This window comes from Arthrobacter ramosus (assembly GCF_039535095.1).
In the GTDB taxonomy this organism is placed as follows: domain Bacteria; phylum Actinomycetota; class Actinomycetes; order Actinomycetales; family Micrococcaceae; genus Arthrobacter; species Arthrobacter ramosus.
Genome location: NZ_BAAAWN010000001.1, coordinates 3,103,185 through 3,125,763, shown reverse-complemented (window position 1 = coordinate 3,125,763; position 22,579 = coordinate 3,103,185). Strand labels below are relative to the sequence as shown.

19 protein-coding genes, 1 tRNA gene and 2 pseudogenes are annotated in these 22,579 nt (G+C 64.1%); 14 read left to right on the top strand and 8 right to left on the bottom strand.

Annotated features, from left to right (window positions below; all coding sequences use genetic code 11):
- Positions 1 to 2: 2 nt before the first annotated feature.
- Positions 3 to 671, bottom strand: coding sequence for a hypothetical protein (locus ABD742_RS14490; RefSeq protein ID WP_234753747.1), 669 nt, complete (start codon positions 669 to 671; stop codon positions 3 to 5).
- A 143-nt stretch (positions 672 to 814) separates the two neighbouring features.
- Here ABD742_RS14490 and ABD742_RS14485 point away from each other — a divergent pair, with 143 nt between their 5' ends.
- The 4 genes from ABD742_RS14485 to ABD742_RS14470 all read left to right on the top strand — a co-directional run bounded on the left by ABD742_RS14485 (position 815) and on the right by ABD742_RS14470 (position 4,241).
- A complete protein-coding gene (locus tag ABD742_RS14485) occupies positions 815 to 1,324 on the top strand; it encodes an RNA polymerase sigma factor (RefSeq protein ID WP_234753748.1) in 510 nt (169 codons plus the stop codon).
- Between the two features lie 2 nt (positions 1,325 to 1,326).
- The gene (locus tag ABD742_RS14480) at positions 1,327 to 2,649 is read left to right on the top strand and encodes a hypothetical protein (protein WP_234753749.1); all 1,323 of its coding nucleotides are present in this window, start codon (positions 1,327 to 1,329) and stop codon (positions 2,647 to 2,649) included.
- Between the two features lie 65 nt (positions 2,650 to 2,714).
- A complete protein-coding gene (locus ABD742_RS14475) occupies positions 2,715 to 3,251 on the top strand; it encodes an NUDIX domain-containing protein (protein WP_234753750.1) in 537 nt (178 codons plus the stop codon).
- Positions 3,252 to 3,317: 66 nt separating this feature from the next.
- Positions 3,318 to 4,241 (top strand): hypothetical protein, encoded by a 924-nt coding sequence (locus tag ABD742_RS14470; protein WP_234753751.1) that lies wholly within the window; start codon positions 3,318 to 3,320, stop codon positions 4,239 to 4,241.
- Positions 4,242 to 4,358: 117 nt separating this feature from the next.
- Here the strand turns inward: ABD742_RS14470 and ABD742_RS14465 are convergent, their stop codons facing one another.
- The 6 genes and pseudogenes from ABD742_RS14465 to ABD742_RS14440 form a co-directional block, all read right to left on the bottom strand.
- The gene (locus tag ABD742_RS14465; protein ID WP_234753752.1) at positions 4,359 to 5,510 is read right to left on the bottom strand and encodes a bifunctional 2-methylcitrate synthase/citrate synthase; all 1,152 of its coding nucleotides are present in this window, start codon (positions 5,508 to 5,510) and stop codon (positions 4,359 to 4,361) included.
- Between the two features lie 70 nt (positions 5,511 to 5,580).
- Complete coding sequence (gene prpB / locus ABD742_RS14460; protein WP_234753753.1) at positions 5,581 to 6,489, bottom strand: methylisocitrate lyase; 909 nt, start codon at positions 6,487 to 6,489, stop codon at positions 5,581 to 5,583.
- On the bottom strand, positions 6,490 to 8,010 hold the full coding sequence (locus ABD742_RS14455; RefSeq protein WP_234753754.1) for an MmgE/PrpD family protein: 1,521 nt from the start codon (positions 8,008 to 8,010) through the stop codon (positions 6,490 to 6,492).
- Positions 7,955 to 8,661, bottom strand: a pseudogene (locus ABD742_RS14450) (GntR family transcriptional regulator). Before ABD742_RS14450 ends, ABD742_RS14455 begins: the two are co-directional and overlap by 56 nt.
- Before the next feature lie 120 nt (positions 8,662 to 8,781).
- A complete protein-coding gene (locus tag ABD742_RS14445) occupies positions 8,782 to 9,495 on the bottom strand; it encodes a response regulator (protein WP_234753756.1) in 714 nt (237 codons plus the stop codon).
- Positions 9,492 to 11,159, bottom strand: a complete 1,668-nt coding sequence (locus ABD742_RS14440) for a sensor histidine kinase (protein ID WP_234753758.1) — start codon at positions 11,157 to 11,159, stop codon at positions 9,492 to 9,494. The genes ABD742_RS14445 and ABD742_RS14440 overlap by 4 nt, the downstream gene beginning before the upstream one ends.
- Positions 11,160 to 11,311: 152 nt before the next feature.
- Here ABD742_RS14440 and ABD742_RS14435 point away from each other — a divergent pair, with 152 nt between their 5' ends.
- From ABD742_RS14435 to ABD742_RS14390, 10 genes and pseudogenes are all read left to right on the top strand, one after another.
- On the top strand, positions 11,312 to 12,637 hold the full coding sequence (locus ABD742_RS14435; RefSeq protein WP_234753760.1) for a cation:dicarboxylate symporter family transporter: 1,326 nt from the start codon (positions 11,312 to 11,314) through the stop codon (positions 12,635 to 12,637).
- Positions 12,638 to 12,883: 246 nt separating this feature from the next.
- On the top strand, positions 12,884 to 13,783 hold the full coding sequence (locus ABD742_RS14430; protein ID WP_234753762.1) for a ParA family protein: 900 nt from the start codon (positions 12,884 to 12,886) through the stop codon (positions 13,781 to 13,783).
- Between the two features lie 137 nt (positions 13,784 to 13,920).
- Positions 13,921 to 14,718 (top strand): segregation and condensation protein A, encoded by a 798-nt coding sequence (locus ABD742_RS14425; RefSeq protein ID WP_234753881.1) that lies wholly within the window; start codon positions 13,921 to 13,923, stop codon positions 14,716 to 14,718.
- Positions 14,715 to 15,380 (top strand): SMC-Scp complex subunit ScpB, encoded by a 666-nt coding sequence (scpB, locus tag ABD742_RS14420; protein WP_234753763.1) that lies wholly within the window; start codon positions 14,715 to 14,717, stop codon positions 15,378 to 15,380. Before ABD742_RS14425 ends, scpB begins: the two co-directional genes overlap by 4 nt.
- Before the next feature lie 147 nt (positions 15,381 to 15,527).
- Positions 15,528 to 16,793 carry a pseudouridine synthase gene (locus tag ABD742_RS14415; RefSeq protein WP_234753765.1) on the top strand — a complete coding sequence of 422 codons (1,266 nt, stop codon included), beginning with the start codon at positions 15,528 to 15,530 and terminating at the stop codon, positions 16,791 to 16,793.
- A 3-nt stretch (positions 16,794 to 16,796) separates the two neighbouring features.
- Complete coding sequence (locus ABD742_RS14410; protein WP_234753767.1) at positions 16,797 to 17,903, top strand: prephenate dehydrogenase; 1,107 nt, start codon at positions 16,797 to 16,799, stop codon at positions 17,901 to 17,903.
- Entirely contained in the window at positions 17,903 to 18,616 is a 714-nt protein-coding gene (gene cmk / locus ABD742_RS14405) for a (d)CMP kinase (protein WP_234753768.1), read from the top strand. Before ABD742_RS14410 ends, cmk begins: the two co-directional genes overlap by 1 nt.
- A gap of 28 nt (positions 18,617 to 18,644) precedes the next feature.
- A pseudogene (locus ABD742_RS14400) lies at positions 18,645 to 19,341 on the top strand (lysophospholipid acyltransferase family protein).
- Positions 19,342 to 19,351: 10 nt separating this feature from the next.
- Complete coding sequence (der, locus tag ABD742_RS14395) at positions 19,352 to 20,902, top strand: ribosome biogenesis GTPase Der (protein ID WP_234753770.1); 1,551 nt, start codon at positions 19,352 to 19,354, stop codon at positions 20,900 to 20,902.
- Between the two features lie 127 nt (positions 20,903 to 21,029).
- Positions 21,030 to 21,106, top strand: a tRNA-Pro gene (locus ABD742_RS14390).
- Positions 21,107 to 21,487: 381 nt separating this feature from the next.
- Here ABD742_RS14390 and ABD742_RS14385 read toward each other — a convergent pair.
- Entirely contained in the window at positions 21,488 to 21,817 is a 330-nt protein-coding gene (locus ABD742_RS14385; protein ID WP_344788312.1) for a hypothetical protein, read from the bottom strand.
- Positions 21,818 to 22,579: the final 762 nt, after the last annotated feature.

The following is a 22,579-nucleotide window of genomic DNA, read 5'->3' as shown; positions in this document are numbered from 1 at the left end:
ACTTACCGCAGCACGCTAAAGGTCAGCTCCACAGCGTTCAAGAACAGCGCCAGAATAGACATGCCGAGACCGGCCACGAGCAGAAGGCCCGGGTGGGCCAAGCCGACAACGACCTGCCTCAGCTTCGGGCGGGAGCGCAGGAATTTCCTCGGCACCCGCGAGCTGGCGGGACTTTGGCTCCAGCCACGCAAACGGCGCAGGAACCAGGCGCAGCGGACGATGAAAGCCATCCACAACACCGAAATGACAAGCGGGACAGCTGCCACGAGCAAGTTGAAGCCCAAGGACGTGACTTCGCGCTCGGAATTTCCGACGGCGACCTGGACGGCGGTGGAGATCGAGGCGCTCATGACCACTGAAACGCCCCACACGAGGAATGCAGTCACCAGTGCAAGGAATCGCACGAAGAAGTGGCCCAGCACTGATTCGTTTTGTGGTTTCAAATGCCTGCGGGGAGTCGCGTACAGCACCGCGAGTGTGGACAGAAGGGGCGGCAGTGCGGCCATGCCGACCAGCAGGTACCAGCTCCAGCCGGCCAGGTCCAGGAATTCATCGATGATGATCAACAACGCCCAGAAACCGGTCCATACCCACCCGGCGTAGAGCGGATGCCGGACCAGCCAGCCAGGCAGCCAGGCCTCTGAGGCTTGGCCGTTCCCCTCTTGACTCATGGCGACACTCTAGCAATCGGTGGCTCCAGCCGGTTCCTGCCGGTCCGGTTGGCGTGGCAGCGCTGTAACCTGCGGGCTCGTGCCGGAAACTATACAGTTAGCCAGGGTTTTGGCTTGGGGTTTCGGATTGAGAGTGGGGGATTGTGCTTTCCGAGGGGGAATCGGCGTTCGTTGCGTTGCATAGGGATACGTACCCGCGCATATTCCGTTTTGTGCGGCGACGCGTGGATGATCCGCAAGTGGCTGAAGAATTGGCTGCGGACGTATTTCGTGTCGCTTGGCAGAAATGGGACGAAGCGTCGTCGGTGGATGTGGCCTGGTTGTTCACGGTGGCGAGAAATCTTCTGGGAAACGCTTATCGGAGTCATCGGCGCCAGGTAGCCCTGCATGAGCGCCTCCGTGAGTCCGTGGTTACCGGCGACGTGGCCGGTAACGGATATTCGCTGGTGGATGAGGTCTTGGATTCCCTAAGGGAGAAAGACCGGGACATTCTTCAGTTGGCGTATTGGGATCAATTGACGGTCCTGGAAATCGCGGCCGTCCTGCAGTGCAGGGAGTCGGCCGCGAAGGTGCGCTTGCACCGGGCGCGGGAGGCTTTCCGAAAGTTACTGCCAACCGGTAGCGGTGCGGTGGCACAGAAGTTGGGGGCATAGGGATGGATCCGATCCGAGAACTGATTGAAGAGGCCGATCCGCTGCGCAGCGGCGCCGGCGCCATGCCGGATGCAGACGCGGCTTTGGCCCGGGTGGTGGCTGCTCCGGGCAACGGCGTGGATAAGTTGCCGCCGAATGTTCGGTCCATGGCGGCTGCACGTCGGCTGCGGAATGCCAGGATTGCAGGGCTGCTGACGATGGCCGCGGCCGCGGTGACCACCGGGGTGCTCGTGGCGACGCACCTGGGTTCGATCAATGCTGTCCCGGTTCCGGCCGGCACGTCCTCCGCAACGCCAAGCGCGTCACCGACGGCTACAGCAACGGTGGACGGCACCGCGAGCCCGACGGAGAGCCCGACCGCGACGGCAAGCCCGACGACGACCACGTCGCTTGCCGGCGTCGGACACGGTGAATGCACGATTGAAAACCTGACGGGGGCCATGACGTCATTGGAGCGGCTGAAGCCGGTTCTTCGGCTTGTGGGCTGCAAAGCCGGATGGATGGGCATCATGGCGCCGGCACCAAGCGACAACCCGAATCCGGGAGACTGGTTCTGGATCGCCAGGCTTGTCAACGGGAGCTACGTGCAGCAAACCAGCCTTGGGAACTGGGCCGGTGCTGCGTCCAACAATGATCGGCTGACGGCTGAGCAATTCATGGACAAGGCGTTCGTCACCAACGGAATCCCGGTCGAGCTTCGTCCCGTTCTGGTCGGTTCCCCGGAGCCTGGATCCCTCGCTGCTGAAGGTCTCAAGGCTTACGAGGACCTGTCCACGGGCTACAAAGTGAGCTTCACCTATCCCGCCGCGTGGCAATTGGGTGACCCAGGCAGCCTATCCTTGACGGGCGGTCCTGGAACTGCGCTCACGGACTCCACCGGCAAGTCCATGGCACGGCTCGCCTTGGGGGAAACCAACGACTGGAGCCTGAGCAGTTGCCTCAACAAGGCGCCTTACAAGATCCTCGACAGTCAGCCGATGCCTGGGTTGCCGACAGACCCCGCGTCGCCAGCCCAGGGAACACCAAGGTTCGTCTACGTCGCAATGACGTCAGCCGCAAATGACGGGGGTCCGGTTCAGGCAGGGATAGGAATTACCAACCGTATTGCCGGACAGGAGGGGATAGGGTGCGTCCTCGATCTCGCGGTGGCAGGACCCGGCCCCTTGAAGTTCTTCAGCTTCGCCGATCGCCGCCCATTGGGCGGACCGTTGTGGGGCCTTTACAAATTCAACACAGTCGAAGAAGCCGCGGCCTTCACCCAGACACAGGGCTATAAGGATCTCAAGGCTGTCATCACTTCGCTCACGATCACCAAGATGGGCTAGCGACAAAGCCGCGACGCCGGGCCGGCGTCGTTCTTCAGGGGCGAGGCAGTCGTAGGCTTGATGCCATGACAGCCGCCCACGTGACCCTCTGTTTTCTCCTCCGCGAGGTCGATGCCGGCCGGGAGGTCCTCCTTGGACGCAAGCGCACCGGCTTCGGCAAGGGCAAGGTAGTGGGCGTCGGCGGCCATGTGGAGGAGGGTGAGACCGCCGTCGAAGCGGTCTGCCGGGAAGTCCGCGAGGAAGTCTACGTCGATGTTGACCCGGAGGACCTGGTGGCCGCAGGAACTGTGGACTTCGTGTTCCCTGCCAAGCCTGAATGGAACATGTTTACCACCGTGTTCCTCGCCGAATCCTGGGTGGGGGAGCCTTCCGAGAGCGACGAGATCACACCGCAGTGGTACCCGGCGGAGGACCTGCCGGTAGCCCATATGTGGGCCGACGCCGAACACTGGCTTCCCGCGATGATGAATGGCCGGCGCATGGATGTACGCGTAGTACTCGCCGATGACAACGAGAACGTGGCCGAAGTCTTCCACTCAGACTGGACCGACGACGGAGCAACCGCGCGTGCGTCCGCCCGGAATTGGATGCCGGGGCTGTAACCTCAGGACGCTTGACGGAAACTTACACGATGAACGCCCAGTTCGGGCGCTACCGGCAAAGGGGGAATGGTGGATTCTAGGCGCCACGATGGCCACGGACTGTCCATGCAGGACGACGAAACCATGGAGCGTTCATACCGCTCCGAGATCGACGGAAACATGTTGGGCATGGACTCAACGGACGTTGAACGGAAAAGGAAGATGCGGAGACTCAGAATCATCGTGTTGGTGGCTCTTGCCGCAGCCGTCCTCGCGGCGGGATTCCTCGTTGCCGGCAACCTGGGGTCCCAGGGACAGGCGCAGAGCGGAAGCCAGCTGCAGGCACCCGCAGCTACGACGGCCCCTGCGACGACTGCTTCATCGCCATCGGCGTCGGCCACGGCCTCGGCTTCAACGGTCGCTACCGACGAACCAACAGCATCAACACCATCGACGGCGGGCCCTGCGTGGACGAGCTTCGTCAGCGCCAGCGCCCACGCGCAGTTCGATCTCCCGGCGGGCTGGACGGCCGCCGACGTTCCAGCCGGCACCGCAAGCAATCCGGCATCCGGAATCCAGGTGACCGACGAGGCGGGCAGCATGGTGGCGAAGTTCTACTACGGCACGGGCGGCGGCGTTGGCGGGGCATGCGGCCCGGGAACGTACAAGCAAACGGAGCTCGACAGAGCTGCCTCTTCACTGCAGGGGCAGTGGGTCACCGATTCGCAGGTCCGGTTCTCCTACCATGTGCTGGACCAGACGGCCCAAGGTAAGGGCATCAGCTACCAGATCGGCCTGGTAGACAAGTTCAGCGGTGATCTCCGGGACAGCTGCCTGATGTACACATTCTTAGGGAGTGCGCCGAAGGGCACTTTGTCTTTTGCTACGAGCGATGCCCAGGCCCCCGGCTCCCGCACTTTCAGCACCATGGCGGAAGCCACGCGGTACTTGCAGACACCTGAATACCAGAAGCTCAAGCGGGTGATCACCAGCCTGCAGCTCACTCAATAGCTTGATGTACGACGTCGGGCCGGTCACTCCCCACGAGCCCCCTGACCTCGCAAGCTCGGCCAGGGAACCCTGCTCGCGTGGGCCCAAGTGACCGGCCCGCCGTCGTACATGGTGAAACTACGGCAGGTGCCGTTCGTCCACGCCGTTGTATTCGCTGAGCGGGCGGATCAGGGAGTTTGATCCGAGCTGCTCCATGATGTGGGCAGTCCAGCCGGTGATGCGGCTGGCCACGAACAGCGGGGTGAAGGTCGGGGTGTCAAAGCCCATGAGGTGGTAGGTCGGTCCGGCGGGGTAGTCCAGGTTGGGCTTGATCGCCTTGGCCTCGTCCATGGCCTGTTCAAGACCGTTGTACAGGCCCAGGATCTCGGGCCGGCCGTAATGGGCGATCATCTTGTCGAGTGCGGCCTTCATGGTGGGCACCCTGGAGTCACCGTGCTTGTAGACGCGGTGCCCGAATCCCATGACCTTCTTCTTCTGCGCCAGGGCGTGTTCCATCCAGGTCTTCGCCCGGCCAGCGGCTTCCTCAAGTGATTCCTCGGTGCGGATGCCGATTTCCTCGAAGGTGTGCATGACGGCCTCGTTGGCGCCGCCGTGCAGCGGACCCTTGAGCGCGCCGATCGCCGCGGTGACCGCGGAGTGCAGGTCCGAGAGGGTCGAGGTGACAACACGGGCCGTGAAGGTGGACGCGTTGAAGGAGTGCTCGGCGTAAAGGATCATCGAGACGTTGAACGCCTTCACGACCTCGTCCACCGGATCCTCGCCGAAGGTCATCCACAGGAAATTCGCGGAGTAGCCCAGGTCGTCCCGCGGTGCCACGGGTTCGATGGCCTGTCCGTCCGCGCGCCGGCGGCGCTGGTCGTAGGCGACCACTGCCGGCATGGCGGCGAACAGGTCAATTGCCTTGGTCATGTTGGCCTCAGGCGTGGAAACCTCGGCCAGCGGGTGCCGTGCTCCGAGCACCGAAGCGGCCGTCCGGCAGACATCCATGGGGTGTGCTGTAGTCGGCAGCGTATCGATGACCTGCTTCACTACGGGGTCAAGGGCGCGGCCCGCGCGCTCGCGGGCCGTGAACTCTGCAAGTTCCTCCGGCGTGGGCAGCTCGCCGTTCCACAGCAGGAAGGCGACTTCTTCGAAGCTGCACTTGGCGGCGAGTTCCTGCACGGGATACCCGCGGTACAGCAGCGAGTTGGTGTCCGGATTGACCTTGGAGATCGCGGTGTAGTCAACCACGACGCCGGCCAGGCCCTTCTTGATCTCTTCAGCAGCCATGCTGAACTCCTTCGTTCATCGGCAAGCACTCCGGAACAGCCGGAGCGCCTGCATCCCTTGGTTGATCCAGTTACCGGCTGAGCCCAGGAATCTGGAAGTTGAAAACGCTCGTATCGAAGTGGTTGTAAGCCTCGTAGTCCACGAGGTCATAGAGGCGCGCACGGGTGAGCATGTTCTCCACCTGCGCCTCCTGCGTTCCTGTGGCCTTGATCGTTTCCAGCGTACGCTCTGCAGCGCCCATGGCAATGCGGAGCAGGGTGACCGGGTAGATCACTATGTTCACGCCGACCCCTTGGAGCTGTTCTGTGGTGAATAGATCGCTCTTGCCGAACTCGGTCATGTTGGCCAGGATCGGCACATCCACTGCATCACGGATGGCTTGGAACTCGGACAGATCCTTCATGGCTTCCGGGAAGATCGCGTCGGCGCCGGCCTCGACCAGCGCCCGCGCACGTTCCTGCGCGGCTTCGATGCCCTCGACGGCGCGGATGTCGGTCCGGGCCATGATGAGGAAGTTCGCATCGCGCCGGGCGTCGGCCGCGGCACGGATGCGTTTGGCGGCGGTGTCGATGTCGACCACGTTCTTGCCGTCCAGGTGCCCGCAGCGCTTGGGGTTGAACTGGTCCTCGATGTGGCAACCGGCCAGTCCGGCGTTTTCCAGTTCCTGGATGGTGCGGGCCACGTTCATCGGCTCGCCGAATCCCGTGTCCGCGTCCACGAGGCACGGGAGCTCGGTCATGCGGGCGATCTGGCCTGCCCGGGTGGTGACCTCGGTGAGGGTGGTGAGCCCGATGTCCGGCAGGCCGAGGTCGTTGGCGAGGACGGCCCCGGAGATGTAGACGCCGGGGAAGCCCTTCTCCTCGATCAGGCGTGCCGAGAGCGGGTTGAACGCGCCGGGAAACTGGACGATGGTCCCGGAAGCGAGCATCTCGCGCAGGGCGAGGCGCTTCTGCTCCGGCGTTGTCTTGGAATAGAGCATCTAGAACAGCCCCTTCGGCGCGGCGGCGAGGTCGATGACCCCGGGGGCGGCGGTGATGTTCAGCTGGTCCAGCTCGCCCGGTCCCAGGTCCGGGAGGGCTTCGGCGGCGGCGAGGAAGCGTTCGATCTCGGCTTCCTCGACCAAACCGGTAGCAAGGGTGCGGAACTTGTCGATGTATTGCTGGCGGGCGAACGGCCGGGCGCCGAGCGGGTGGGCGTCGGCCACGGCGATCTCATCTGTGATCACGGTTCCATCCGTGAGTGTGATGACAACGGTGCCGCCGAAGGCCTTCTCCGCGATGTCCAGGGAGTGGTAGCGGCGGGTCCATTCGGGGTCTTCCACGGTGGTGACCTTGTGCCAGAGTTCCACGGTGTCGGGGCGGCCGGCGCGTTCGGTGCTGTAGGAGTCGACGTGGTGCCAGGAGCCGTCCTGCAGCGCGACGGTGAAGATGTACGGGATGGAGTGGTCCAGGGTTTCCCGGGACGCGGTGGGCGAGTATTTTTGGGGGTCGTTGGCTCCGGAGCCGATCACGTAGTGCGTGTGGTGGCTGGTCTTGATCAGGACGGAGGCCACGTTGGCCGGGTCCGTCGCCTCGGGGTGCTCGCCGTGGAGTTTGCGGGCGAGGTCGATCCAGGCCTGGGCCTGGTACTCGGCGGAATGCTCCTTGGTGTAGGTGTCCAGGATGGCGCGCTTGGGCTCCCCGGCTTCGGGCAGCGGGACCTCGTAGGAGGCGTCCGGGCCGTCCAGCATCCAGGCGATGACGCCGTCTTCGCCTTCATAGATCGGCACGGGGGAGGTCTGGCCGCGCATGGAGCGGTCCACGGCCTCGACGGCCATCTTGCCGGCGAACGCGGGGGCGTGGGCCTTCCAGGTGGAGATTTCGCCCTTGCGGGACTGCCGCGTGGCCGTGGTGGTGTGCAGGGCCTGCCCGACGGACTGGAAGATCGTCTCGACGTCCAGGCCCAGGAGGGTGCCGATGCCGGCGGCGGCGGAGGGGCCGAGGTGGGCTACGTGGTCGATCTTGTGCTTGTGCAGGCAGATGGCCTTGACCAGGTTCACCTGGATTTCGTAGCCGGTGGCGATGCCTCGGATCAGGTCCTTGCCGCTGGAGCCGACGTGCTGGGCCACGGCGAGGATCGGCGGGATGTTGTCGCCCGGGTGGGAGTAGTCGGCGGCCAGGAAGGTGTCGTGGTAGTCGAGTTCGCGGACGGCGACGCCGTTGGCCCAGGCGGCCCACTCGGGGGAGACCTTGTCGCTGATTCCGAAAACGGAGGAGCCCTTTCCGTTGGTGGTGGGCGCGTGGGTCAGGGCCTGTGCCCGGGCAGCGATGATCGGGGCACGGTTCAGGGAGGCAATGGCAACGGAGGCATTGTCGATGATCCGGTTGATGACCATCTCCGTGACGAGGGGAGTCACGTCGACGGGGTCGGCGGCGACCGTGGCGATCTTGTGAGCCAGCTGCTCCTCACGGGCAAGGTTCTCTTCGCTCTTGTAGACGCGGACGTGGTTGTTCTTCACCATGGTGCTCCTTTAGTGAGGTGTGTGGGTGGCTTTGACGTGGGAAAGACTGCGGTGCAGATGAAGGGTCGTGGCGGCTTCGGCGAGCCGGGGGTTGCCTGCCGCGATGGCTTCGGCGATCGCGGCGTGCTCGACGGCGGCGGCGTGGAGGCGTTCGGCGTCGTCGGCCGCGAGGCGGCGGACCCGCACCAGGTGGACCCGCAGGCTGCGCATGGCCTGGGCGAGGTAGGAATTGGAGATGGCTTCGTCGATCGCTTCGTCGAGCCTTCCCACCAGGGCGTAATAGTCGTGCCGGGCCGGGTCGCTGTCGCTGATCATCTCCGGGGCCCGGAGGAGCTCGGCGTGGAGTTGGGCGAACACGGGGCGTTCACCGCGCTCCGCGGCGAGGGCGGCGGCTTTGCCTTCCAGCGTCTCGCGCAGTTCGAACAGTTCGTCGATGTCCTCCAGCGAGATGTCGGTGACGACGACGCCGCGGCCGCCTGCCGCCGTCGTCAACCCTTCCGCGCTGAGCCGGCTCAGCGCCTCCCGGACAGGTGTGCGGGACACGCCCAGGCGTTCGGATTGTTCCACTTCCGCGAGGACCGTTCCGGGTGCCAGGCGCCACTCAATGATGTCTTCGCGCAGGGACGCATAAGCCCGGTCACTGGCACGCATGGACCCTCCTTCACTGGGTGGATGTCCTCAGTGTATACATAAACCGCGATCATGCCTAGCTTTTGCGGGCAATACTGGGAAAATGATCGAACTCTGTATACATCGATGGCCAATCGTGGCCTAAGTCCGATTCCAGCGGTACTCGTTTTCCGGCCGTCCGGGGGTGCCGTATCGCGCATTCCTCGTGACCATCCCGGCGTCGGCCAGGTACTCGAGATAGCGGCGTACGGTAACCCGGGACATCCCCAGGGAGACAGTTGCCTCGCTCGCGGACACGGCCCGGCCAAGGCCAGCCAGGAGGTCTTTGACGGACTCCAGGCTATGGGCGGAAAGGCCCTTGGGCAGTGGGACTTCGGTCGGTGCGCGGAGACTGGCAAACGCCTGGTCCACATCGCTTTGCGAGGCTCCGCTCGCTCGAGCGCCCGACGCCGGTACGGCGAGTTGTTCGCGGAAGGTGCGGTAGCTGGCGAGTTTGTCCGCAAACGTTGCGAACGTGAACGGCTTGATCAGGTACTGCACCACGCCGATCGACACCGCGCTGCGGACAATGTTCACTTCCCTGACGGCGGTGATGGCGATGATGTCCGCAAGGAGCCCCGAAGCGCGCATTCGGCGGGCGACGTCCAGTCCGTGAAGATCCGGCAGGTTCATGTCCAGCAGGACGAGGTCCACTGGCTGCCCGGCAACGGCGAATTCGTTGAGTAGCCGCAGGGCAGATTGCCCGTCCGGGGCCGTTCCCGCAACAGTGAAGCCGTCGATTCGTCCGACGTAGACGCCATGGGCATCGGCGGCGATGGGTTCGTCCTCGACAACGAGAACGCGGATTTCGGTCATTCGGCTTCTTTCCTGGAGTCCGGCGCGGGGAGCGCCACGCGGAAGAACGCACCGCCCAAGGCGCTCGTGGATTCGCTGATGGACAGCGTACCGCCAAGCCGCTGCACCGCTTGCCGCACCAGGGCCAGGCCCACGCCGCGGGAAGGAGCCCCGGGTTGGCCGGCCTGTCCGATGCCGGCCGCCTTGGTGCTGAATCCGTATTGCCAGACGTCGTCCACGATGCCGGGATCGATGCCGTGGCCGGAATCGACCACCGTGAACGTGGTTCCTTCAGGTCCGGATTCGATGCCCAGTTCCACTTTGCGCGGCGGGGGAGCGGCAGTGGCGGCGTCGAGTGCGTTGTCCAGCAGGTTTCCCAAAATGGTCACGAGGTCCTGGACGGCCAGGCCCTGGAGGCCGTCCCCGCCGGTCACCATGACAGTCAGCTCTGCTCCGCGTTCGTGCGCCTCGGCGGACTTCCCCATGATGAGCGCACTCAGGACAGGCTCGTCCACCGATGCCACGAGGTGGTCGGTCAGTTGTTGACTCAGCTCAAGGTCCTTGGTGGCAAAGTCCAAGGCGTCGGTGGTCCGCCCGAGCTCCATGAGGGACACGATGGTGTGCAGCCGGTTGGCGTGCTCATGGGTCTGGGCCCGCAATGCGTCGGACAGGGTCTTCATGGTTTCGAGTTCACTGCCCAGGGACTCGATTTCCGTCCTGTCGCGGAGCGTGGCTACGGTCCCGAACACGGCAGGTCGCTGCCGGCCCCTCATTCCAGGTGGCCCGACGGCGGGCGCTTGGTTCACCACCAGGATCCGGGACCCTGTGAGGTGGATTTCGTCGTGTGCCGTCCGGCCGGATTCGAAGAGGCGGTGGAGGCTGGGATCCAGGGGCAGATCCGAAAGGCGCGGGGCGGCCTCCGCGGCGGGATCGACGTCGGACGGTTCCAGTCCCAGCAGCTCCGCAGCCTGGTCGTTGTACATGACCACCCTGCCGCCGGTGTCGATCAGCACCACGCCTTCGCGGACCGAATGCAGGACCGACTCGTAGTACGCGAACAATTGCGCCAATTGCTCCGGTCCCCAGCCCCGGGTGACCGAACGCAGGTACCGGCCCAATAACCACGAGGCGAGGGAGCCTCCAGCGAGCATGGCCAGGGAGATGCCGATGATCGCCGTGAGTCGGGCAGACACTGCGACGTCCACTGTCCGCACTGTGACACCCGCGGCCACGAGGGCCTGGACTTTTCCGGAGGAATCCTCCACGGGAACGATGGTTCGGACGGACGGGCCGAGCGTACCGGCGGTGACTTCGGTGAAGGTCTGGCCGTGGAGGGCAGGATCGATGGTGCCGATGTAGGGTTTGCCGATCTCGTCGGGGTTCGGATGGGTCCAGCGAGTCCGGTCCGGCGCCATGATGGTGATGAAATCGGCATGGGCATTGGCCGTCACCACCTGGGCATAGGGCTGCAGGACGGCGGATGGATTCGGCGTACCGGCTGCTTGAAGCACGAGGGGATTGGCTGCGATCGCGGCGGCCACCGCCTGCATGCGCTGGCCGGCGTCGTTGTAGGCCCGGTCCCGGGCATCCAGGAAAGCCGCCGTGCCCACGATGGCGGTGAGCGCGAGGACGAACAGTAGATTCGCCACAAAGAGTCTCCGGGCAATGCTCCAGCGTCGGATCACGTACTCCTTTCTGCGGGCAATCCTGTGACCAATATGAACGCAACAGTGATACATGTCACGCCGCGCCTAATGATGGGTATCACAGCAGAGCGGCGCAGGGACATTTTGCAGGGACCACGGCGCTTTCCAGAGTATCTATAAGGAGCAAAGCCATGACCTCTCAAAGAGGAGAGATTGCACCCGCCAAGACCGGGCGCAAGGGGCTGGACAAGTCGCATTACCTCTACATCGCCGTGATCGCCGCAGTTGTGCTGGGCGCCGTCGTCGGCCTGCTTTTCCCCGAGGTGGGTAAATCCCTCAAGCCTTTGGGTGACGGCTTCATCAAGCTCATCAAGATGATGATCGCCCCCGTCATCTTCTGCACCATCGTCCTGGGCATCGGATCGATCGCCAAGGCTGCCACCGTCGGCAAGGTCGGCGGGCTCGCACTCATCTACTTCCTGGTGATGTCCACCTTCGCGCTCGCCATCGGTTTGGTAGTCGGCAACGTCATCCACCCGGGCGAGGGCCTGAAGCTGATCCCGTACGACCCCAATGCGAAGGCTGCCACGAACAGCACCGCCGATTTCCTGCTGGGCATCATCCCCGGAGACATTCCCGTCCTGCCGACGCTCCTGGCCGCCATCCTGGTGGGCTTCGCGCTGCAGCGCATGGGCTCCCAGGGCCAGCCGGTGCTCAAGGCCATCCAGCACGGGCAGGCACTCGTCTTCCGCATCCTCATCATGATCATGTGGCTGGCTCCCGTCGGTGCCTTCGGCGCGATCGCCGCAGTGGTCGGTGCCACTGGTGTGAAGGCAATCTTCGGCATGCTCACCCTGATGGTTGCGTTCTATATCACCTGCGCGCTGTTCGTCGTCGTGGTGCTGGGCACCTTGCTGCGGGTTGTTGCCGGCGTCAGCATCTTCCAGCTGATGAAGTACCTGGCCCGCGAGTACCTGCTCATCTTCTCCACTTCGTCCTCCGAAGCGGCGCTGCCGAGGCTCATCGCCAAGATGGAGCACCTCGGCGTTTCCAAGCCGGTTGTCGGTGTCACGGTGCCTACCGGCTACTCCTTCAACCTGGATGGAACTGCCATCTACCTGACCATGGCCTCGCTGTTCGTCGCCAACGCCATGGGTATTCCGCTGGACCTCGGTGCGCAGGTATCGTTGCTGGTCTTCATGATCATTGCGTCCAAGGGAGCGGCCGGCGTTTCCGGTGCCGGCCTGGCCACCCTCGCTGCAGGCCTGCAGGCACACCGGCCCGAACTGCTGGGCGGCGTCGGCATGATCGTCGGCATCGACCGCTTCATGTCGGAAGCCCGCGCCCTGACCAACTTCACGGGCAACGCCGTCGCCACCGTGTTGATCGGTACGTGGGTCAAGGAAATCGACCGCAACCAGGTCACCAACGTCCTGTCCGGTGCGAAGCCGTTCGACGAGCTGACCATGATCAGCCACCACGCTGAACCAGAGGTGAAAGAGGCCGTGGCCGCTTAGTCCGGCACACTGTTTGGAAGCATCCACGCAGGCAAGGCAGGAACCCGTCATGGGGGCCTGCCTTGCTTGCGTTTTATTGCCACCGCGGCCCAACCTTCTACCTCAGCTAGAAGGTAAAGGCTCAAACTGCGGGCAATGTCAAGTTCCGCAGAATGCCGTGTCGGGCGCTGTAGCCTAGGTGGGGAGCAGTGCTGGTGCTGGAGACAGCCGCAGGAAATGACCGTCGTGGAGAGAGTGGACAGATACGTGAGCAGCGAACGGGGAACGACTACGCTGGAGGGCACGGATTTCGATCTGGAAGACGCCGTCATGGGGCCAACGGGCCGCCCGCACCGCGACTTCCCCGAGCCCGCGCCGCTGGCCTCCCATGGCCCGGCCCGCGTCATCGCCATGGTCAACCAGAAGGGTGGCGTGGGCAAGACCACGTCAACCATCAACCTCGCCGCTGCGCTCGCAGAATTCGGCCGGCGCGTCCTGCTTGTTGATTTCGATCCCCAAGGGGCTCTTTCCGCGGGCCTGGGCACGAACCCGCACGAGCTCGACCTCACTGTCTACAACGTCCTGATGGACCGCAAAGTGGATATCCGCGACGCCATCCAAAAGACCGGCGTCGAAGGCATCGACCTCCTGCCGGCGAACATCGACCTCTCGGCCGCCGAGGTCCAGCTGGTCAATGAGGTAGCCCGCGAGCAAGTGCTGGACCGCGCGCTCAAGAGCGTCGAGGACGACTACGACGTGGTGCTCATCGACTGCCAGCCGTCCCTGGGCCTCCTGACGGTCAATGCCTTGACGGCTGCGCACGGCGTCATCATCCCGCTGATCTGCGAATTCTTCGCCCTCCGCGCGGTGGCACTCCTCGTCGAAACGATCGAAAAGGTCCAGGACCGGTTGAACCCGCGCCTGCAGGTGGACGGCGTGCTCGCCACGATGTACGACGCCCGCACCCTGCACAGCCGCGAAGTCATTTCGAGGCTCGTGGAGGCGTTCGGGGACAAGGTCTTCGAGACCGTCATCAAGCGTTCCATCAAGTTCGCCGACGCTACGGTTGCCGCGGAACCCATCACCAGCTACGCCGGAAACCACATCGGTGCCGACGCCTACCGCCGCCTGGCCAAGGAACTGATTTCGCGCGGCGGCGCACCCTAGCCCGCGTGGCAGAGCCACTCACCGCTGAAGGCGCGCCCGCCCTGAAGGGCGACGCGCCGCCGTCGTACTCTTCTGCAAGCACAGCGGACGACGCCGGAGCGTCGCCTTCCGGACGAAAGGCCGGCTTTGAGGTCCGGTTGGCGAACTTCACCGGCCCGTTCGATCTCCTGCTCGGCCTGATCTCCAAGCACAAGCTGGACATCACGGAAGTTGCGCTGGCCACCGTGACGGATGAGTTCATCAAGTACATCCGGCGCTTGCAGAAACTGGGCGAGGACTGGGCCCTGGACGAAGCCAGCGAATTCCTGGTTATCGCCGCCACCCTTCTGGACCTCAAGGCCGCAAGGCTCCTGCCAGCCGGCGAAGTCGAAGATGCCGAGGACATTGCCTTGCTGGAAGCCCGGGATCTTCTCTTCGCCCGGCTCCTGCAGTACAAGGCTTTCAAACAGGTGGCCGCGATCATGTCCGGCACCTTGGAGTCCGAAGCCCGGCGCTTCCCCCGGCAAGTTGCGCTGGAAGGGCATTTCGCCGCAATGCTGCCCGAATTGATTTGGCGCCACACTCCTGAGCAATTCGCCGCGCTTGCGGCCAAGACCCTGGCGCCGAAGGACAACACGCCCGAGCAAGTCGGGCTCGACCACCTTCACGGAACACCCGTCAGCGTCAAGGAACAAGCCGAGATCATCGGGTACCGCCTGCAGCGCGGCCAGCCACAATCCTTCAGGGCATTGATTGCCGACGCCGAGTCCACGCTCGTTGTCGTGGCCCGGTTCCTGGCACTCCTCGAGCTGTTCCGCGACCGTGTGGTGGCGTTTGAGCAGCCGGGTCCGCTCGCCGAACTCACTGTCCGGTGGACAGGGCGCCCCGAAGGATGGAGCAGCGACAACTTGAGCGACGAGTACGAGCAGATCGACGAAGGAGAGGAGCCGCTGTGAGCGAGCAGGAAACAGGCGGGGACGGCCTCGCCGAGCTTGAAGCCCTACCCGGAGGCGCCCGCGCGGCCCTGGAAGCCGTCCTGATGGTGATCGACGAACCGGCCACGGCGGAAGAGCTCGCTGCCGGGCTCAACGTGACGGTCGCCGTCGTCGAGGATTTGCTGGAGGGACTGCGGCAGGAGTATAGCGGCTATACTGTTAAAGCCCCGGGCAGGGACGCTGATGACTTGCACACTGATGCAAGTGCCAGCGCTGCACCCCGGGGTTTTGAGTTGCGGAACGTTGCCGGAGGGTGGCGGATCTATTCACGCGCGGATTTTGCCGACGTCGTGGGCAGGTTCGTTCTCGAGGGCCAGACCGCGCGGCTGACGCAGGCAGCCCTTGAAACCATGGCGGTCATCGCGTATCGGCAGCCGGTTTCCAGGGTCAGGGTGTCGGCCATCCGCGGCGTCAATGTCGATTCAGTCGTTCGGACCCTGGTCCAACGCGGGCTGATCGAGGACTCGGGTACCGATCCTGAATCGGGGGCGATCCTTTACCGGACCACCTCGTACTTCCTCGAGCGCATGGGCATTGGCTCGGTGGCGGAACTGCCTCAATTGTCCCCTCACCTTCCGGGGCTGGAGGGCATCGAGGAGTTCTTCGACGCCGAACGCATGTAGTCGCGGGAACAACTCAATAATTTTTGATATTGCAAGGATCTACAAACGTCCGGCTAGTAGCGGGCAGACACACAGGACAGATATCCTCTGTCCGGCTGGCTTACGTTGAGAAAGAACAAGCCGGCCACCATAACAAAAGGACGGGTCATGACACAGGCGGGACGCCAGGGTTCACCACGTAATAGTTCGGGACGAAACAATTCCGGACGCAACGAGTCGCAAGACTCAGGCCGCAGCAGTGCAGGCCGCAGCAGTGCCGGCCGCGCAGGAGGCAGCAGCTTTGGTGCCGGCCGGGGTGGCGCAAGCCGTGCCGGTGGCGCCTCCGGAGGCAGCAAGCGCAGCTTCTCCCCGGGCGGAGAACGCCCCTTCAAGCCCACTCGTCCGCGTGAAGAACGCCCCTTTGATCCGGACAACCCCACCTCGGCCGGAGGCTACGAGCGCCGTGAAGAGGCCGGCCGCCAAGATTCCAGGCCGGCCAAGGCCCCCCGCAAGCCAGGCTCGAACAAGCCCGGCTTCGGCAAGGCTCCGGGCACGCCAGGCGCGTTGAAGCCCAAAGCCAGCAACAAGAAACAGTACGCTTCCCGCGCCTTCGGCAGTGAGCGCTTCGGCCAGAACCTTGGCCCGATCCGCAAGCCCCGCGGCCGCCGCGGCGAGGTGGCCCAGTCCGAGCAGCACGACGCCGATGGCGTGCGCCTGCAGAAGGTCATGGCCCAGGCCGGCGTGGCTTCCCGCCGCGTGTGCGAGGAAATGATCGAGGAAGGCCGCGTCGAGGTCAACGGCCAGCTCACCACCGAGCTTGGCATGCGCGTCGACCCCGCGACCGCCGTGATCCACGTCGACGGCATTCGCATCCAGCTCGATGACACCATGCTCTACATGGTGTTCAACAAGCCCAAGGGCGTCGTTTCCACCATGGAAGACCCCGAGGGCCGTCCCTGCATCAGCGATTTCCTCAAGTCCGCCAAGAACAAGGGCGAGCGTCTCTTCCACGTCGGCCGTCTTGACGTCGCCACCGAGGGCCTGCTGCTGCTGACCAACGACGGCGAACTCGCCAACCGCTTGACGCACCCTTCCTATGAGGTGCCCAAGACGTACCTGGTACAGGTCCGTGGTCCGTTCCCGCAGGGAGTCGGTGCGCAGCTGAAGGCTGGCATCGAGCTCGAAGACGGCATCGCATCCGTCGACTCCTTCAAGCTCGTGGATTCCACTCCCGGCCACGTGCTGATCGAGGTTGTGCTGCACTCCGGCAAGAACCGTATTGTCCGCCGCTTGTTCGAAGCCGTGGGTTTCCCCGTGCTTCGCCTTGTGCGCGTCAAGATCGGTCCCATCGGCCTGGGCGACCAGCGCCAGGGCAGCATCCGCAACCTCGGCAAGCAGGAAGTCGGACACCTTCTGGCCTCCGTAGGACTGTAAGGCATGTCGGCATTCCACTCGCACGGCCGGGGCCATCTTGACGGCCCGGTGGTCGTTTTCGGCACCGGCCTGCTCGGAGCCAGCATCGGTCTCGGCCTGCGTGGCCGGGGTGTCTCCGTGTTCCTTTCGGACCCGTCGCCAACCAACCAGGCCGTGGCCGTGGATATCGGCGCGGGCAGGCCTCTGTCCGAGCTTGAGAACCCACCTCAGCTGGTTGTTGTCGCGGCGCCACCGGATGTGACGGCCGACGTCGTCGAGCGTGCCCTGGGTGAATACCCGGAGGCCGTTGCGGTGGACATTGCCAGCGTCAAGCTGGCAATCCAGGCCGAGCTCCGGGGCCGTGGAGTGGACATGTCCCGTTACGTCGGGACGCACCCGATGGCGGGGCGCGAGAAGTCGGGGCCCGTCGCTGCCCGCGGCGAGCTCTTCACGTCCATGCCTTGGGTTCTCTGCCCGTCCGACGAGACCAGCGCCGACGCGCTTCAGACTGCACGTTCCCTTGCTGGTGACCTGGGGGCAATAGTCTCCCAGTTCACCGCGGAGGAACACGATGAAGCGGTTGCTTTGGTATCGCACTTGCCCCAGGTGATGTCTTCGCTTCTCGCCAGCCGCTTGCAGGGAACACCGCTTCACGCGCTGTCCCTGGCCGGCAACGGGCTGCGGGACACCACGAGGATTGCTGCCAGCGATCCCACTCTTTGGGTGCAGATCCTTGGCAACAACGCGGCCAAGGTGGTGGATATCCTCCATGGTGTCCGTGAAGACCTCAACCGCTTGATCGGTACCCTGGAGGATCCCACGGCACCCGGGGCCCGCCTGGATCTTGCCCAGCTCATCAGTGAGGGCAACGCCGGGCAGGCCAGGATCCCTGGAAAGCATGGCGGACCCCCGCAGGCATATTCATGGCTTACAGTTCTGGTAGACGACCGGCCCGGGCAGATCGCCAGGTTGTTGACGGAGATCGGTGAGATCGGCGTCAACGTTGAAGACCTCCGCTTGGACCACTCGTCGGGACAGAATGTTGGCATGGTGGAACTTTCCGTCATGCCCAACAAGCATGACCTCCTTGTTGAAGCCTTGACCGACCGTGGATGGCGGGTACTCCAGTAATGAAACGTGAACTTTTCGGCCCGGAGACCGTTGTACGACCGGGAAAGCCGCTGGTTGTCGCCATCGACGGCCCGTCCGGCTCCGGCAAGTCCAGCGTCAGCAAGGAAGTTGCCCGGCGCTTGAAGCTCGCCTACCTGGACACGGGTGCGATGTACCGTGCGTTGACCTGGTACTGCCTCAAGACCGGGATCGACCTCGCCGACGGTGCCGCCGTCGAGCAGGCCTCAAAGGATCTGCCGCTGGAACTTAGCACCAGCGCCAACGCCGAATACGTCAGTGTTGCCGGAGTGGACATCACGGAGGAAATCCGCGAGCCGAGGATATCCTCGGCTGTCAGCGCGGTGGCAACCACCTTGGGTGCCCGCAACGAATTGATTCGTCGCCAGCGCCAGCTGATCGAACAGCACCACCGCCGCATGGTGGTGGAAGGGCGGGACATCACCACCGTCGTCGCGCCCTATGCGGAGGTCCGCATGCTGCTGACCGCCAGCGAGGAAGCCCGGCTGCGGCGCCGCGGCCTCCAGTTGGGCGGAACGCAGAGCCAGGAGCAACTCGCCGCCCAAGTGATCCGCCGCGATGCCAAGGACTCCACTGTGGTGAACTTCACCCAGGCGGCCGACGGCGTCGTGACCTTGGATTCCTCGGACCTGGACTTCGAAGAGACGGTCGAAACGGCACTGAGCATTGTGGGCAAGGTCATCTACGGTGACTGAAGCCCGGCTCCCGGCACGCTGGACCATGATGTGGAGCCGGCCTGTTGGCTGGCTGTTGGACCACGTCCTGTACCGGACCGCAATAACGGGACGCTCCAATATTCCCAAGTCCGGCCCGGTCATTTTCGCGGGCAACCACATCAGCTTCCTGGATGGGCCGGTGATGTTCGGCGCGGCTCCACGGCCCATGCACATCCTGGTCAAGAAGGAGATGTTCAGGGGTTTCCTGGGAAAGGTGCTTCGTGCCTCGGGGCAGATTTCCATCGACCGCTCCGGCGACCGTGCGGCGCTCCAACTCGGAAAGCAAGTGCTCGACGCCGGCCGTTGCGTGGGGATTCTCCCTGAAGGAACGCGGGGGAGCGGCACCGCCGGCAACATCAGCAACGGCGTCGCATGGCTCGCGCTGATGTCCGGGGCCACAGTGATTCCCGTGGCCATCCTCGGAACGCGGATCGCAGACGAACATCGCGATTCCATTCCGGGGCTGCGCCGCCGCCTGCACGTCAGTTTCGGAGCCCCCTTGAATGTGACCCGCAGAAATGGCGAGTCGGGGCGTGTTTCAATGGACAGGGCGGCTGCGGAGATCCGCGCTGCGCTGGCTGGACACGTCCAGGATGCCGTCAAGACCACCGGTCAGTCCCTTCCGGGGGACTAAATGAACCGGCCCACAGCCAATGCAGCACCGCCAAGAAGAAGTAGCCGGGACGCCGGCAGATCACCACTAAGGAAAGTGCAATGAGCGATACGACTCACAAATCCGGCAACATCGGAGCCGGCGACGACGAATACACGCCCACCGGCACCGACCAGGTGGCTGAAAACCTCGCCGCCCTGGACGACAACGAAGCCGAACTCCGCGCAGCCTCCCTCCGGGCAGGCCTGGAAGACTACGACCTCGACGAGGACGACGCCGCGCTGCTGAGCGGGCTCTACGACGACGAAGGCGAAGACGGCCCCCTCAAGCTGGACCCGGTCCTGGCCATCATTGGCCGCCCCAACGTCGGCAAGTCCACGCTGGTGAACCGCATCCTCGGCCGCCGCGAGGCCGTCGTCGAGGACACCCCGGGCGTTACCCGTGACCGTGTCATGTACTCGGCACATTGGAACGGCCGTAACTTCACGCTGGTGGACACAGGTGGCTGGGAGCACGACGCGAGGGGCATCCACGCCCGCGTCGCCGAGCAGGCCGAGATGGCCGTGGAACTGGCCGATGCCGTGCTCTTCGTGGTGGACTCCGCCGTTGGCGCCACTGCCACGGACGAAGGCGTCATGAAGATGCTGCGCAAGTCCAAGAAGCCGGTCATCATGGTGGCCAACAAGGTCGATGACTTTGCCCAGGAAGCCGACTCGGCTTCGCTTTGGGGCCTTGGCTTCGGCGAGCCGTACCCGGTGTCCGCCCTCCATGGCCGCGGCGTCGCCGACCTCCTGGACCACGTCATGGACACCCTTCCCGAGTTCTCCACGGTGGAAGGCGTCGAGCGCTCCGGCGGCCCCCGCCGCATTGCCCTCATCGGCCGCCCGAACGTCGGCAAGTCCTCCTTGCTGAACAAGCTTGCCGGCTCCGAGCGCGTGGTCGTTGATCCCCTCGCCGGGACCACGCGCGACCCCGTGGACGAATTCATCGAACTCGGCGACCGCACCTGGCGCTTCGTGGACACGGCAGGCATCCGCCGCCGCCAGCACATGGCCCAGGGGGCAGACTTCTACGCTTCCCTGCGTACGCAGGCCGCGCTCGAAAAGGCGGAGGTCGCCGTCGTGCTCCTCGCCGTTGACGAGGTGCTCAGCGAACAAGACGTCCGCATCCTGCAGCTCGCCATCGAGTCGGGCCGTGCGCTGGTCCTCGCGTTCAACAAGTGGGACCTGCTCGACGACGAACGTCGCCGCTACCTTGAGCGTGAAATCGAGCAGGACCTGGCACACGTTGAATGGGCTCCGCGCGTCAACATCTCCGCCAAGACCGGCTGGCACAAGGACCGTCTGGTGCCCGCACTGGACCTCGCCTTGGAGAGCTGGGACAAGCGCATCCCCACGGGACGCCTGAACGCGTTCCTGGGCGAGCTCGTGGCTGCCCACCCGCACCCTGTCCGTGGCGGCAAGCAGCCCCGCATCCTGTTCGGCACCCAAGCATCCAGCCGTCCGCCGAAGTTCGTGCTCTTTACCACGGGCTTCCTGGACCCCGGATACCGCCGGTTCATCACTCGCCGGCTGCGCGAAACCTTTGGCTTCGACGGCACGCCGATCGAGGTCAACATGCGCGTCCGTGAAAAGCGCGGCAAGAAGCGCTAATTGAGACGCGCATCACAGATGACACCCGCCAGGGTGTCATTGAGAACCTCGAACATCGTGTAAGCTTTTTGAGGTGGTTCGGCCGGACTGCTTAGGTGAAAACCTAGGCGGAGAACGGCAGGACTGACGGGCTGTAGCGCAGCTTGGTAGCGCACTTGACTGGGGGTCAAGGGGTCGCAGGTTCAAATCCTGTCAGCCCGACCAGAGGAAGTCCTGGTGAGATTCATTCTCACCAGGACTTTGTCGTTTACGGACTATTTTTCGAGGGCCCAGGGGGACCAAAAGGGGACCAAACGCTTGCCGGAGGCTGATTTCGAGGGCCAGGGCACCTGTTAGGGTCGATGAAGTCCATATCCATATCTATGTTCGGAATCCCCGGGATTCCCGCTGCACTCTACCCTTCCTTCCGAACGTGGTCCGAGGACCGAAAGCGCCTGGATCCCTGACGCCGGACCAGGCCAGTGCTGAGTCGAACTCGTCACTCGAGTTCACGTCAGGGCACCAGTAGAAGGTGGCATTTCAACTCGGCGTTGACGGAAAGGGCGGGCGCTGACGCGATTGAGGATGAGCCGGCTGAGGGGTGGTTCAGAGGTATCCGCGGTGTTGGAGGATCTGGTCGAGCGCCGCTCTTGCTGCTTCTCTGCAGGGGAGCGGCTTGCTCATCTGGGTGAGGCGACGCCCCGCGTCGTCGACGTGGTAGAGCTGTACCAGCATCGCGACGAGATCGACAGCAACGACCAGGACGTTGATTCCATCGTATTGGTCCTCTGTGTCGATGGTGTGTGAGAGTCGGTCGCGTACGTACGGTTGGCTTCCTTGTCGCGCGCCGAGTCCTCGTTGACGTAGTCGCGGTCTTGGCAGGTTTCCGGCTGTGAAGAGGACCTTGAACTCGCTCGGCGGCGAGGGGTTCCACACAAGCGTCGCCTACCCGGCGCGGACCGAACCGACACCACGGCGCCGACCGATGGCACCCCGACGAGCGAATACACCAACTCTCCCGGGCAGAAGACAAAATTCTTACAGTACCTGGCACCGACCGGCAGCACGACCGAGTCAACTAACTACAGCTACAACGCCCAGGGCAAGATGATCGCAATGGTTGACCCGGCCGGCAACAGCTGGACCTGGTCCTTCGACGTACTCGGCCACCAGGTCAGTGCTACCGACCCCGACACCGGAATCACCACATCGACCTACGACAACGTTGGCAACCTGCCAGGGTTCTGGAGTTCGCGCCGCGGGTCGAGGCCACGTCTTCGGCAAGCGCCGCCGGCGTGCGGGAGAATCGGTTGGCGCGTGCGAGATAGCGCAACGCTTCCTTTCAAGTGCCGGCGGATACTGGGACATGATTGCTACTCGGAATCTCTGATCAGCATCAACAACTACGAGGTCAAGGTAGTCAAGTTGCAGGGGGAGTTCGTTTGGCATACCCACCCGGACACTGACGAGCTCTTCATGGTGGTTCGAGCGAGCTCACGATTCAGCTCCGCGATCGCGACGTCATTCTGCGTCCGAACGATGTGTTCGTGGGGCCGAAGGGCGTCGAGCATTGTCCAAGGGCTGAGGGCGAAGTGCACTCTATCTTGTTCGAGCCCAAGGGCACCATCGATACCGGAGATGCCGGCGGTGAAATGATGGTGCAGCTTCAGGAACTCAGCTCAGGAGCTATCCAGCGAG

Excerpts from the sequence above, each read along its gene's own strand:
- ABD742_RS14410 (WP_234753767.1), top strand. The coding sequence starts at position 16,797 with ATGTCGGCATTCCACTCGCACGGCCGGGGCCATCTTGACGGCCCGGTG.
- ABD742_RS14435 (WP_234753760.1), top strand. The coding sequence starts at position 11,312 with ATGACCTCTCAAAGAGGAGAGATTGCACCCGCCAAGACCGGGCGCAAG.
- ABD742_RS14490 (WP_234753747.1), bottom strand. The coding sequence starts at position 671 with ATGAGTCAAGAGGGGAACGGCCAAGCCTCAGAGGCCTGGCTGCCTGGC.
- ABD742_RS14445 (WP_234753756.1), bottom strand. The coding sequence starts at position 9,495 with ATGACCGAAATCCGCGTTCTCGTTGTCGAGGACGAACCCATCGCCGCC.
- ABD742_RS14455 (WP_234753754.1), bottom strand. The coding sequence starts at position 8,010 with ATGGTGAAGAACAACCACGTCCGCGTCTACAAGAGCGAAGAGAACCTT.
- cmk (WP_234753768.1), top strand. The coding sequence starts at position 17,903 with ATGAAACGTGAACTTTTCGGCCCGGAGACCGTTGTACGACCGGGAAAG.
- ABD742_RS14415 (WP_234753765.1), top strand. The coding sequence starts at position 15,528 with ATGACACAGGCGGGACGCCAGGGTTCACCACGTAATAGTTCGGGACGA.
- der (WP_234753770.1), top strand. The coding sequence starts at position 19,352 with ATGAGCGATACGACTCACAAATCCGGCAACATCGGAGCCGGCGACGAC.
- ABD742_RS14465 (WP_234753752.1), bottom strand. The coding sequence starts at position 5,510 with ATGGCTGCTGAAGAGATCAAGAAGGGCCTGGCCGGCGTCGTGGTTGAC.
- ABD742_RS14480 (WP_234753749.1), top strand. The coding sequence starts at position 1,327 with ATGGATCCGATCCGAGAACTGATTGAAGAGGCCGATCCGCTGCGCAGC.
- prpB (WP_234753753.1), bottom strand. The coding sequence starts at position 6,489 with ATGCTCTATTCCAAGACAACGCCGGAGCAGAAGCGCCTCGCCCTGCGC.
- ABD742_RS14475 (WP_234753750.1), top strand. The coding sequence starts at position 2,715 with ATGACAGCCGCCCACGTGACCCTCTGTTTTCTCCTCCGCGAGGTCGAT.
- ABD742_RS14470 (WP_234753751.1), top strand. The coding sequence starts at position 3,318 with ATGGTGGATTCTAGGCGCCACGATGGCCACGGACTGTCCATGCAGGAC.